Consider the following 13,066-nt stretch of genomic DNA (forward strand, 5'->3'; position numbering starts at 1 on the left):
ATCCTTATAATTGGCAGTATTAAGCGGTGGCTGTCGTTGCTGTGCTAGCAGATTCATCACTAGCAGGTTCAGTACTAGCAGGCTGGATTTGCACCACATGCTGCACAAAGATACCCGGTGTAATAACATGCTCAGGATCAAGCTCACCAAGATCTACCGTTTCAGAGACTTGAGCGATAGTTACATCAGCTGCCATTGCCATGATTGGACCGAAGTTACGTGCAGACTTGCGATAGACTAGGTTGCCCCAGCGATCGCCTTTAGATGCTTTGATTAAGGCAAAATCCGCCTTGAGCGGATATTCTAAAACATAGTCTTTACCATCGATATGACGAGTCTCTTTGCCTTCTGCGAGCAAAGTACCAAAGCCTGTTGGCGTATATACCGCGCCGAGTCCCATACCTGCAGCTTGAATACGACAAGCCAAATTGCCTTGTGGTACTAGCTCCAGCTCAATCTTGCCAGCATGATAAAGCTCATCAAATACCCAAGAGTCCGATTGACGCGGGAAAGAGCAAATGATTTTACGCACAGCGCCTGTTTTTAAGAGCTTGGCAAGGCCATGGTCGCCGTTACCAGCATTATTATTAATGATGACCAAATCCTTTACGCCCAGATTAATCAGCCCATCGATGAGCTCAGCTGGTTGCCCTGCAGTACCGAAGCCACCAATCATGATGGTAGCGCCGTCTTTAATTTGGCTAAGTACGTCAGTTATACTTTTATCCGCTTTATTAATCATATTCATATCCTATGAAAAGTAATATTAGAAATCGTTTCTGCTGTGATATTTATTAGTGCTTTAATAATTGAAATGCTTTAGAAATTTAAATAGTTCAGATTGTTTGTTGGTAATTGTTTTAAACCATAAAGATTTTACAGTCAGGCTTATTAAGCAAATGACAATAAACGTTTTTTGTTTAACACATAATAGGCAATCATGCCGATAAGAATACCCCAGAATACAGAACTAAGACCTAAAAAACTCATGCCGGATGCTGTCGCCAAAAAAGTAATCAAAGCGGCATCCCTTTGTTCGTCATCTTTCATGGCCATAGTAATGTTGGCAGAGATAGCGCCGATAAGTGCAAGACCGGCCAGTGCCGCGACCAATTCTTTTGGCAATAAGCTAAATACCATCACAATACTACCAGCAAATAGACCACCCAAGAGATAAAAAATACCATTGGCTACTCCAGCGATATAGCGTTTTTCCTTTAGCTCGTGCGCATCTTTGCCTGTACATAAGGCAGCGGTGATGGCTGCAAGTACGATTGTGATGCCGCCAACACAGGCAACCGCTAATGAGGCGAGGCTTGCGATACTGACAATAGGCTTGGCTGGCGTGTCGTAGCCGCTAAGATTTAAGATAGCCATACCGGGTAAAAATTGTCCAGTTAAGCTGACAAGGATAAGAGGGATAGCTAGGTTAAAGGTGGCATTCCATGACCATTCAGGCCAGATAAGCGTCGGTATGGTGATGGCTAAATTCATATCGACAGGATTCATCTTGCCGAATATGACACTCAGAATAACCCCACAAAACAATACCCAAATCATGGTGTAGCGCGGTGAAAAACGCTTGGCAAATAGATAGCAACCAAGCATGCTAAAGACGATAACTGGCATGGTATCAGTGGCGACAAATAACTCTAAGCCAAATTGAAACAAAATGCCAGCCATCATGCCAGCAGCAATGCCATTCGGAATCCATTGTAAAATCTTGTCAAATGAGCCGGTGGCACCGACCAAAAATATCACAATCGCTGAGATAATATAAGCGGATATCGCCTCATTAATACTCATCTCTGGAAATACGGTCACCAGTAGAGCCGTACCGGGTGCTGACCACGCGGTGATGATAGGCGTTTTGTATTTAATAGATAGGAAGATACCAGATACGGCGGCGCCAATTGAGACACCCCAAATCCAAGAGGCCATCATGGCTTCTGAGACTTGCGCCGCCTGCGCTGCCTGAAAAAAGATAATCAAAGGTCCAGCATAAGAGATAAGGACGGCCAGAAACCCTGCAACGGACGCGGAGAGCGACCAGTCTTCTTTCAAGGTTTGAATTACAGTTGCCATATTGCTTCCTTGCAAATCAGCACTAGTCATAACATAGTCTGTTCAAAAAAAAGATACGTTTAATACTGGTATAAATTTTCCTCGCTTGCTGTGCGCTTAGCCCTCGTCACCGCCACCCACAGGAATGGTGCTACCAGTGATATATGACGATTCATCTGACGCCAAAAATGCAATGGCATTGACTTGCTCATCTATCGTACCGTAGCGTTTCATAAAGGTGCGGTCAATGGTCTGGTCAACGACTGCATTCATCCATGATTTTTCATCATCAGTTAAAGGCTTTGCGTTACGTGGAATCTTTCGGGGTGGCGCTTTTGTGCCACCAGTCGCCACTGCATTCACTCGAATGCCATTATCTGCATACTCAAAAGCGAGCGATGCGGTCATGGCATTGACGCCGCCTTTTGATGCAGAATAGGGGATGCGATTGATACCGCGCGTCGCGATAGAAGACACATTGACGATAGTACCAGACTGCTGCTCAATCATCGTTGGTAATACAGCGCGGCAACACCACAATGTCGGAAATAAGGAGCGACTGACTTCTTTATTAATCTCTTCTTCTGAGAAATTGACGAAAGGCTTCATCCATATCGCACCGCCGACATTATTGACCAGCACATCAATACGCCCATAAGTATCAAGCGCTTTATTAATAGCTTCTTGTGCACCTTGATAGGTCTTAAGATCAGCTTGGATGGTCGTCGCGTGTCCACCATTTGCAATGATTTCTGCCAACACGTCTTCTACTAAAGGTGAGAAGTCTGCCATGACTATCTTGCCGCCCTCGCTTGCTAAGCGTAAAGCAACCCCGCGACCGATACCTTGCGCAGCCCCCGTTACGATACATACTTTATTATCAAAGCGCTTACTCATTGCTATTCCTTAAAAACGAAACTGTATTTCTAGAGCATATCTGTATGTATTTAATTCAAATTAAATATACTAATTAGCAGGTGTTACTGGTAAAAACTTTCTTGCTTGCTGTGCCTACGCAGACAGAGGCTGCAAAAATTTGTTGCCAGTAACACTTTGTCGGTTTCAATACGAATTGGCAGCACTATCAATTGCTATTAGTATTGGCTAATAATCTACTACTGCTCACTAGGGGTGAATTTTTCATAATAAAAATTGCTAGGCTTTAAGCTGCTCGTATCCAACCAGTTACTGACAGCATCGACCATCGCTAAAGGACCACACAGATAGACGTCGACATCACCATCATTTAACCAATCAGCTTCAACATGGCTTGTCACATAACCTTTGCGCTCATGGTTGCTGTCTTCGGTCGCCACGCACGTACGATAATCAAACCAAGCATGATTGCTTTTGACTTCTTCTAGTTTTTCAATCTCTATCAAATCAGCGTCATTGGTAACGCCATAAACCATCTTGACAGGGTGATGAGCGCCCGATACTTCTAAGCTCTTTAGCATCGATAAGAAAGGCGCGATACCGGTACCACCTGCCAAAAACAAGGTAGGGCGTACAAGGGGGCGCAAATAGAAACTACCAAACGGCCCTTCAAAATCAATATCTTGACCAATTTGTGCAATATCGGATAAAAAGGTGCTCATTTTGCCATTAGGAATATTACGGACGACGAATTCGGCCTGCTTAGCACTAGGTACAGAGCTAAACGAGTAGGAGCGTGTCTCGCCAGAATCAGGAATGCTGATATTGACATACTGTCCTGGCAAAAATACTAGCGCATCTGGATTATCGACTTCGACGCCAAAATGAATGGTAGACTCCGAAAGCACGTTTAGCTGTTGTAGCTTACCTTTAAACACTGACTTGCCAACTTTGCAGGCTTCAGAGGAGGTCGGTACTTTGATAACGCAGTCGCTTTCAGGAATCATCTGACAGGTCAAAACATAGCCTTCTTTGGCCTCAGCTTCAGTCAGCGCTTCTTCGATATACATGTCAGGGTGCATATCGTAGCTGCCTGACTCACAATGACAGCGGCAAGTACCGCAAGCACCATCGAGACAGTCAACAGGGATGTTATATTTTTGGCGGTAGGCCGCTTCGGCGACGGTTTCATCTGCTTCACATTTGATGAATCCTGTGACACCGTCTTCAAACTGTAGAGCAATATTATATTCCATGAGAAATATCCCTTTTCAACATATGGTTACTAACTAATCTAGCTGTACTTTAATCGGCTTATTGATAACGGCTGGTTGATAAAGGCTGGGCTATCAATGAGTCCGTTGTAGAAATTAACTGTGCATATTGGCTGGTAAGTATTACTAAGCACATGCAGAATTTAGACGTGATACACATCCATAATTTGATGCACATAATCATCTTTTAACACGACATATTTATCCAAAATCTTTGGGCTGTCTTGAGTCATGTCTATCTTGTACTTAGAAAACCCCCAATAAGTATTGGTCTCATGATAACGATAGGATTTATTAATCCAGTTAAAGCGGACACTAACGATGCCGTCGTTATCTTCAAGCAGCTCAATATTAGATAGGTTGTGCGTGGTACGGGTATCAGGAATGGTTGCAGAAGAGCGCTCAGTCTCGACACGGAAAATGCGGTCTTCAAGGCCACGGCGATCAGGATAATAAATAAGTGATATCTCGCGTAGTGGGTCGCTTATCAGCTCGCCATCATCATCCCAGCTTGGCATCCAAAATGGGCAGTCTTCATCATAACAAGCGAGCCACTCGTCCCAGTTTTTTTCATCAAGCAATCGTGCTTCACGGTACAAAAACTGACGCACATCTTCGATGCTAACCGTTGCGTTTTTCATTGTCGTAATCCTTTTATATTGGTGAGTCCTGACATGTTGCAGCAAATGACTGGCAGCATATTTAGCTTAAATACCTGCCTTTTGTTGCTTTAGATAAGTGTCTTATACATAGCGCTCATATTATCCTGCGCCATGTAACTGCTGCTCTTGCTCTAGGGCTTTTTTCATCTCTTCATGCCAGTAGCGATGCTGTACAGTATATAAGCCTTCGTCTTCGGTCTTTGCTCCGCTCAATAAAGGTTTAAGATCAATGGCTTTTGCGCCTTCGTCAGCGCCTTCTATCCAATGCTCAGAGCCTCGGCACATATCATTCCATTCAAGTTTGATGCCGTTATAGCCTTCTTGGCATGAGCGGAATTCTTCTAAGTCATCTGGCGTTGCCATGCCAGTCACGTTAAAGAAGTCTTCATACTGACGAATGCGGCGAGTACGTGCTTCATCGCTCTCACCTTTTGGTGCGATACACCAGATGGTGACTTCAGTCTTATCAACGGCTAAGGGACGTAGCATACGTATCTGTGAGCTGAACTGATCCATGATATAGACGTTTGGATATAGGCATAAGTTGCGCGAACGTCCAATCATCCAGTCAGCCATTGCTTCACCATATTGGGCAACATAATCATCGCGATAGGCAAAGTTGGGACGATCTTGCGGGTTTTCCCATTGGGTCCACAGCAGTAGATGACCATTTTCAAAGGAATAGAATCCGCCACCTTGACGACCCCATTTACCAGCGTTCATGGCTTTAATGTTGTCTTCTTTTACAGCTTCTTGCTCCTTACGGCGTGCCGTCGTAGCAGCATAGTTCCAATGTACGGCTGACACATGGTAGCCATCAGCGCCATTTTCAGCTTGTAGCTTCCAGTTACCATCAAAGGTATAGGTTGAGGTACCGCGCAATACTTCTAGGCCTTCTGGTGATTGGTTGACAATCATATCAAGGATTTTGGTTGAGCCACCAAGCCAGTCTTCAATCGGTTCGACGTCATCATTAAGGCTCGCAAATAAGAAGCCTTTATAATTGGCAAGTTTGACTTGCTTTAGGTCATGTGAGCCATCTTTATTAAAGGCGTCAGGATAACCAGCGCCGCGCGGATCCTTAACTTTAAGCAGCTTACCTGAGTTGTTATAAGTCCAACCGTGGAAGGGGCATGTATAAGTGGCTTTGTTGCCTTTTTTATGACGACATAATTGAGCGCCGCGGTGAGAGCAGGCATTAATCATACAATGCAGCTCACCTTCTTTATTACGGGCAACGATGACCGGCTGACGGCCGATGTATGTTGTATAGTAGTCGTTGTTATCAGGGATTTGAGTCTCATGAGCCAGATAAACCCAGTTGCTTTCAAAGATATGTTTCATCTCAAGCTCAAATAGCTCTTCGTTGGTAAAGGCGCTGCGATGTAGGCGATAAATCCCTTTTTCTGCATTCTCTTCTAAAAAATCGTCGATAGCAATATCTGATCCTTCAGGTATTAGATTAATACGCTCGCTCATGGCTGTCTTCCTTGTAAATAACGGTGTTAAACGATGTTAGGGTATGACGCTTGATACGACAACTGTGTGTATATCAAGCGAAAATCTAAAAAATTTAAGAGCTAATAGGGTTTAATAGCTGGTATTTAATAACAACTAAGCTTGCGCGCGGCGGCGTTCAACTTCACTGCCTTGTACCGGCTCATCAATCTCTTTGACTAAATGAAAGTCAAAATCGATACTGGCATACGGCGCGTCCAATCCTTTTTCTTCTAGCTTGTCCGCGTCTTCAACCATCGTCACTTCTGGTACCAAACCTTCACGGCTAGCAAAGGCAAAGTCATCCCACAGATATTCATCACCATCGATGTTAATCTGCGTGGTTACTTTACGATGACCATCAGCACTGGCAAAGAAGTGAATGTGGGCTGGGCGATGACCATGACGTCCGAGCGCGCTCAAGACTTTTTGGGTCATCCCTTCTGGCGGTACTGAGTACCCTAATGGGACGATACTGCGAAAAGCATAACGGCCGTTTTCATCGGTGATAATGCTACGACGTAGGTTAAAGTGCGACTGCGACTCATCAAAGAAAGAGTAATTGCCTAAGCTATTGGCATGCCATACTTCAACCTTGGCATTTGGGATAGGGTTACCATCCTCGCCATAAACGTATCCTTGCATAAACAGCACCGTGCCATTGTCAAGATCAGTGCCATCATCTAAACGCGCAAAGCCTTTTTCTTCTGGCGCCCCAGCGACATAGAGTGGACCTTCGATGGTACGGACAGTACCACCGTCAAGACCCGCGGCTTTTAAGTCTTCTTCAATCATCAAATCCATAAAGTGATCAAAACCCAGACCCGGTGAGAGTAGACCGGCTTCTTTGCCTAGATCGCCGATATATTCAACCCCCGCCCAATATTCATCTGCGGTGATGTTGAGATCATTAATGGTTTGCATGAGATCGGTTACGATGCGTAGGACGATTTCTTGTACGCGTGGATTGACTTGATCAGGAAAATCAATCTTGCCTTTGATGAACTGGTTGGCTAGCGCTTCAATTTGAGTACGTTCCATGTCTCTCTCCTAGTTGGGGAATTATTTAAATAACTATGTAACTCATGAAAATGGTATCAAGTGATTTTACTCAATATGTTGGTACATCTAACAAGTAGTTTTACGGGTTTAGCTGTTATCAATTCTTAACTGTCATCACTGCGCACAGAAGAGGGATGACGCAACAAGGGCGTGACCTCAACTTTCATATACGGATAAAGGGGTAGCGACATCATGATGTCGTGTAGCTCTTCGTTGCTATCGACATCGAAGATACTAAAGTTAGAATACTCGCCTGCCAAACGCCAGATATGACGCCATTTGCCTTGCTCTTGTAGCTGTTGCGAGAGTGCCTTTTCGGTGGCTTTTAGCTCGTTAACCTTATCAGCATCCATATCTGTCGGTATCAAGACATCCATTCTCACGTGATATAACATTGCTATTTCCTTATTAATTATTAATGAATAAATAAATTTAACTATATCGCTATCATCTAATATTTATAGCTGCTGTGTTTAAGTTTCAGCAGGATATTTCTTTGACTCCGAAAGCTTGGGTAAGATGACGCCGCCTTGTTCGGCATAGTGATAGACCTTGTCTTTATCGACTTCGATACCAAGTCCAGCGCCTGTCGGAACAGTTAAGCCAAAGGTTTGATAATCCAGTGGCTGTGCTAGCACATCATCCGTCAGTAAGAGTGGGCCAAAAAGCTCTGTATCGAAGTTTAAGCTAGGATAAGTCGAAAACACATGCGCCGATGCAGCGGTGCCGATAGGACCTTCTAGCATCGTGCCACCATACAGCTCAATACCAGCCAGATGTGCCATTTGGCCGATCAGACAAGCTGCTTTGAGTCCGCCTGCTTGATTGATCTTTACGGCAAAGACATCAGCACAGTGATTGGCAGCTAATTGAAAAGCGTTCTGTGGATCATGGACAATTTCATCTGCCATGATGGCTACATCAAAGCGCTCTTTTAAGCGTTTTAGACCCGCTTGATTGCGCATAGAGATAGGTTGCTCTATCAAATCAACGCCGCCCGCTTGCAGTAGGCCAATACCTTGCATCGCGTCAAGCTCCGTCCATGCTTGATTGACATCGACCGTAATACGACAGTCAGGTAAGGCTTTTTTAATTGCCAATACGTGCGCCACATCATCAAGGATAGGGTTGCTGCCGATTTTTAATTTAAAGATGCGGTGTTTTTTTTGCTCGACCATTTGCTTGGCTTCGCTGATATCAGTTGCGGTATCACCGCTGGCAAGCGTCCAAGCGACTTCAATGCGATCACGTACGCGTCCACCGATGAGCTCGCTAACGGGTAGGTTTAGGCGTTTGCCTTCAATGTCGAGTAGGGCGGTTTCAATGGCGCATTTGGCAAAGCGGTTGCCATTGATGTGTAGACTGAGCAGCTGCATGGCTTTTGCCGTGCTCGCTGGCTGCTCTTTTAGTAGCAGGGGGGTAAAGTAGGTATCAATATTAGTCTTGATACTGTGAGGGCTTTCTTCAGCATAGCTTAGACCACCGATAGTGGTCGCTTCGCCCCAGCCTTCATAGCCATCTTCTGTTTGAATATGTACTAAGACTAATACTTGCTCTCTCATGACCGTACAAGCAAGCTTATGCTCTCGAATCGTCGGTATCGGTACTAGCAAGGTGTTAATTGAGCGAATCATAGTTGTCCTTAACATAAGCGTTATCTTTAATTTATCAGTCGTACATCCTTATGCTTAATAAGAACTATAGATGCTAAATAAAGACATGTCTAAGACCTATTAAGTTCGTTTTTAATACCTTTTAGGTATTTTATTGTTTAACCTTCATCATGTTATGTTCCCATAGGTATAAAGCTCACCCCCTATCATCAACTTTTAAAATGTTTATTTAAAACGCATTTATAGCCCAATCAAGGAAGAGAAAAATGGAACTTAGGCATTTACGCTACTTTGTGGCAGTAGCAGAAGAAAAAAGTTTCAATAAGGCCGCCGAACGTCTATTTATCTCACAACCTCCGCTTAGTCGGCAGATAAAACAATTGGAAGAAGAGATAGGAGTGACGCTCATTGATAGAGAAAATCGCCCTTTAAAACTTACTGAAGCGGGGGAGTTTTTTTATGATCATGCCATTCAGATATTGACAAAATCAGACAATCTGCGTGCTATGACAATGCGTAAAGGCAACTTTGATAGCTCGTTATCTATAGGTTTTGTATCGTCAATACTGTATGGCATATTGCCAAGAGTGATTGCACGCTTTCGTGAGATTTATCCCAATATAAATATTAAGTTATATGAGCTGAACTCTTGGCAGCAAACACAAGCGCTGACAGAAGGTAAAATAGATGTGGGTTTTGGCAGGCTTTTATTTGAAGATGCCTCTATTAGACGGTTGTTATTAAGAGAAGAAAGCTTAGTCGTCGCCGTCCCTTCTGGGCATCGTTTGGCACAAGAACAACAAACTGGCGTTCGCCTAATGGATTTAACAAACGAAAATTTATTACTCTATCCAACCGCGCCGCGTCCTAGCTTTATTGATTATGTATTAGAGTTATTTGAAGCACGTAACCTAAAGGCGAATTATTTTACAGAAGTCCGTGAGTTACATATCGCTTTAGGTCTCGTAGCGGCAGGAGAAGGGCTGACCATCGTACCAAAGACGCTTGAGCATATGCGTAGTCAGGAGGTGGCTTATATCCCGTTTGAAGATGGGCTATTAACCTCTCCTATTGTCATGAGTGTGAAGCATTTTGATAAGTCGAAGTTATTAAAAACTTTATTAGCAGTCACTTACCAAATATACGATGAAGAAGGTTTTGACTACAAGCGTGAAGAAATATAAGAAACGTGAAGAGATATAAGCATTAACCATTAGGAATAGTGCTTATCTTATGCTTTGCCCCAGTTTAATAGCCGCGGCAATATTGGCCGCAGTGGTCTCGATATTTTGATAAGCGCTGCCTAACACCTTATCAAGAGTGTCCAGCTTTTGGATACTCGGAATGACGACGTCAAACCCAGTGGTCTGAGCTGGCGCAAGGCCGTCAACGCTACCGCAAATAGCGATCACGGGCTTGTGATTGGCTTTGGCAAGTTGACTGATACCGCCAGCGACTTTACCCATTAAAGTTTGTGCATCAAGTTTACCTTCGCCAGTGATGACCAGATCTGCATTAGCAATATGCTCTTCTAGACTGACAGCCTCAGCGACGGTATCAAAGCCTGATTTAAGATTAGCGCCGCAAAAGGTCGTTAAGGCATAGCCAAGACCGCCTGCTGCCCCTGCGCCTGCGATATTTTGGTAATCCTGATAGCCGTGCTGTCCAGATACCATTGCAAAGTGACTCAAGGCTTTATCTAATAGCGCCACTTGCTCTGGATTGGCGCCTTTTTGTGGTCCAAAGATAGCACTGGCTCCTGAGGATCCGCATAACGGGTTGGTTACATCGCAGGCGACCTCAAAGACGGTATCTTGCAGCTTTGGATGAAGCTCTGCACCGTCTATCTGTTGCAAGTTGATAAACTCACTACCACCTTGTGCCAAAGGCTTGCCATCATGGTTATAGAAATTCATTCCTAAGGCCGTTGACATTCCCAAACCAGCATCGTTGGTGGCACTACCGCCCAGACCGATAATGATGCGTTTGACGCCCTCACTCAAAGCATCCGCAATAAGTTCGCCAACTCCGTAGCTGCTGGTAATGAGCGGATTGCGCTCATCCGTCTTCAATAGATGTAGACCGCAGGCGTGAGCGATTTCAATCACAGCTGTCTTGTTTTCTAATAACAGATACTTGGCAGTAATTGGTCGCATTAATGGATCGTTCACAACCACGTTTTTCCAGCGCCCGCCCAACACATACGAGAGCACCGCAGAGGTGCCTTCGCCGCCATCTGCCATGGGCAATAATGTATAGTCTGCATCAGGAAAAACCTGACTAAACCCAGATTGGATGGCGCGACAAACTTCTAGCGCTTCTAAGCTTTCTTTAAACGAGTCAGGGGCGATTAAAATTTTCATGAAGCTCTCTTGGAATATCTAAGTAAAAATAAAGTGGCTAAGCAAGATTCTTTTATAAACGCTATTCTCTAGCAATTTATTTAATAAAATTAGTTAAATAAATACCAAAGTTAATAACCAGATAAACAATATGCTGGTAATACCTTGAATACCGGTAGCCATTGAATGAGCTTTATAAGCTTGTGCCACACTCATACGACTAAACTGGCTGACAATCCAAAAGAAGCTGTCATTAGCGTGCGAGATGGTCATCGCGCCTGCGCCAATCGCCATCACACAAAACACCCGTCCAAGCTCACTGTCGAGACCAATTTGACCCAATAACGGTGCGACCATCGCTGAGGTGGTGACCAATGCAACTGTGGTTGAGCCTTGAGCAGTTTTTAGCGCAGCAGACACAATAAATGGCATAAAAATACCGAGCCCTAATGCGGACAAAGTAGTACCTAAATAGTCGCCTATTGGCGTGACTTTTAGCATCGCACCAAATGCACCGCCAGCCCCAGTAATCAAAAGGATTGGTGCTGCTACGACTAGACCTTGAGAGATCGCATCACTAACTTGTTGCGTCTTCTCTTTACCATTTATTAATAAAAATGATAAAAACAGACCGATAAGTAGGGCGGTAAGTGGATTACCAATAAATATGAGTATGTCAGCCAATAAGCCCTCTCCTAAAGGGGCGGTAGGGAAGTTGGCAATAGAAGACAAACAAATCAATACGATAGGAACAATAATAGGCAAAAAAGCCTTGGTCGCAGAAGGCATACTATTATAGTCTTCACGAGACTTCATGTTGGCTGGCACAGTTGCTGCAGGGGCGTTTTCGGCATCTATATTGTCTGGTTCGACATTAAGGAAACGGTTTGACCACAACCAGCCCGCCAATACAGCGACGGCCGTGACGACAACACCAACCATAATGACCAAACCTAAATTTGACTCTAATCCTAAGTTCCCAGCTGCAGCAATGGGTCCTGGAGTAGGTGGTACAAATGTATGGGTGGCATATAGGCCAGTTGCTAAAGCAATACTCATGGCCACGCTTGATACTTTTAAGCGCTCGGCTAAAGATTCTTTTAACGAGTTTAGAATGATAAATCCTGAATCACAGAATACAGGAATTGAGACGACGGCGCCGACAATAGACATGGTCAGCGTAGGAAAGCGTGGCCCTAAAAAGTTAATAACCGTTTCGGCCATTACAATTGCTGCGCCCGTCTTTTCAAGAATTAACCCGATAATAGTACCAAATACAATCACTAGACCAATGTAACCTAAGATGCCACCAAATCCATCAGAGATAGTCTTAGCAACGGTATCAAGGGGCACTTGATAAAATAGCGCTACCAAAAATGCCGATAGTATCAATACTAAAAAAGGATGCCATTTTAATTTTGCGGTGGCAAAAATAATAAAAAGAATGGTTAATACAAGCCAAAATACTATCATGACTATCTCTATTTGGTTGATATCTTAGTTAACTATCAATGCAGCTATAATTTAATCAGGCATCAATAGCGATATAGATTTTTAAAAGGGCATATTCTATAGTAAATACATGCTGCTAGGAAATCTATTCGACAAGGTATTCAACGCAGATATGCCTTTGTTAATGGTAAAAATCCTATACTCTGCTAGTATGTGGTTTTTGT

General features: G+C 43.9%; 12 protein-coding genes. 1 reads left to right on the top strand and 11 read right to left on the bottom strand.

Features of this window, described 5'->3' with window-relative positions; genetic code table 11:
• Window positions 1–19: 19 nt before the first annotated feature.
• The 9 genes from BTV98_RS04620 to BTV98_RS04660 all read right to left on the bottom strand — a co-directional run bounded on the left by BTV98_RS04620 (window position 20) and on the right by BTV98_RS04660 (window position 9,069).
• A complete protein-coding gene (locus BTV98_RS04620) occupies window positions 20–742 on the bottom strand; it encodes a 3-oxoacid CoA-transferase subunit A (protein ID WP_075103041.1) in 723 nt (240 codons plus the stop codon).
• A 149-nt stretch (window positions 743–891) separates the two neighbouring features.
• Window positions 892–2,085 (bottom strand): benzoate/H(+) symporter BenE, encoded by a 1,194-nt coding sequence (gene benE, locus BTV98_RS04625; RefSeq protein WP_075103042.1) that lies wholly within the window; start codon window positions 2,083–2,085, stop codon window positions 892–894.
• A gap of 96 nt (window positions 2,086–2,181) precedes the next feature.
• Window positions 2,182–2,967 carry a 1,6-dihydroxycyclohexa-2,4-diene-1-carboxylate dehydrogenase gene (locus BTV98_RS04630; protein ID WP_143505646.1) on the bottom strand — a complete coding sequence of 262 codons (786 nt, stop codon included), beginning with the start codon at window positions 2,965–2,967 and terminating at the stop codon, window positions 2,182–2,184.
• A 212-nt stretch (window positions 2,968–3,179) separates the two neighbouring features.
• On the bottom strand, window positions 3,180–4,196 hold the full coding sequence (benC, locus tag BTV98_RS04635) for a benzoate 1,2-dioxygenase electron transfer component BenC (protein ID WP_058369947.1): 1,017 nt from the start codon (window positions 4,194–4,196) through the stop codon (window positions 3,180–3,182).
• Between the two features lie 161 nt (window positions 4,197–4,357).
• Complete coding sequence (gene benB / locus BTV98_RS04640) at window positions 4,358–4,855, bottom strand: benzoate 1,2-dioxygenase small subunit (RefSeq protein WP_058369948.1); 498 nt, start codon at window positions 4,853–4,855, stop codon at window positions 4,358–4,360.
• A gap of 120 nt (window positions 4,856–4,975) precedes the next feature.
• On the bottom strand, window positions 4,976–6,355 hold the full coding sequence (gene benA / locus BTV98_RS04645) for a benzoate 1,2-dioxygenase large subunit (RefSeq protein ID WP_058369949.1): 1,380 nt from the start codon (window positions 6,353–6,355) through the stop codon (window positions 4,976–4,978).
• Between the two features lie 135 nt (window positions 6,356–6,490).
• Window positions 6,491–7,414 (bottom strand): catechol 1,2-dioxygenase, encoded by a 924-nt coding sequence (gene catA / locus BTV98_RS04650; protein WP_058368787.1) that lies wholly within the window; start codon window positions 7,412–7,414, stop codon window positions 6,491–6,493.
• A 125-nt stretch (window positions 7,415–7,539) separates the two neighbouring features.
• Window positions 7,540–7,830: a muconolactone Delta-isomerase gene (catC, locus tag BTV98_RS04655; RefSeq protein ID WP_058368788.1), complete on the bottom strand. Its 291-nt coding sequence runs from the start codon at window positions 7,828–7,830 to the stop codon at window positions 7,540–7,542.
• A gap of 78 nt (window positions 7,831–7,908) precedes the next feature.
• Window positions 7,909–9,069: a muconate/chloromuconate family cycloisomerase gene (locus tag BTV98_RS04660; protein ID WP_058368789.1), complete on the bottom strand. Its 1,161-nt coding sequence runs from the start codon at window positions 9,067–9,069 to the stop codon at window positions 7,909–7,911.
• A gap of 245 nt (window positions 9,070–9,314) precedes the next feature.
• On the opposite strand from BTV98_RS04660, the gene BTV98_RS04665 reads away from it, so the two are divergent.
• Window positions 9,315–10,232: a LysR family transcriptional regulator gene (locus BTV98_RS04665; protein WP_075103044.1), complete on the top strand. Its 918-nt coding sequence runs from the start codon at window positions 9,315–9,317 to the stop codon at window positions 10,230–10,232.
• A 42-nt stretch (window positions 10,233–10,274) separates the two neighbouring features.
• Here the strand turns inward: BTV98_RS04665 and BTV98_RS04670 are convergent, their stop codons facing one another.
• Window positions 10,275–11,411 carry a glycerate kinase gene (locus BTV98_RS04670; protein WP_058368791.1) on the bottom strand — a complete coding sequence of 379 codons (1,137 nt, stop codon included), beginning with the start codon at window positions 11,409–11,411 and terminating at the stop codon, window positions 10,275–10,277.
• Between the two features lie 93 nt (window positions 11,412–11,504).
• Entirely contained in the window at window positions 11,505–12,863 is a 1,359-nt protein-coding gene (locus tag BTV98_RS04675; RefSeq protein WP_143505648.1) for a GntP family permease, read from the bottom strand.
• Window positions 12,864–13,066: the final 203 nt, after the last annotated feature.

This window comes from Psychrobacter sp. Cmf 22.2 (assembly GCF_001921745.1).
GTDB lineage: Bacteria > Pseudomonadota > Gammaproteobacteria > Pseudomonadales > Moraxellaceae > Psychrobacter.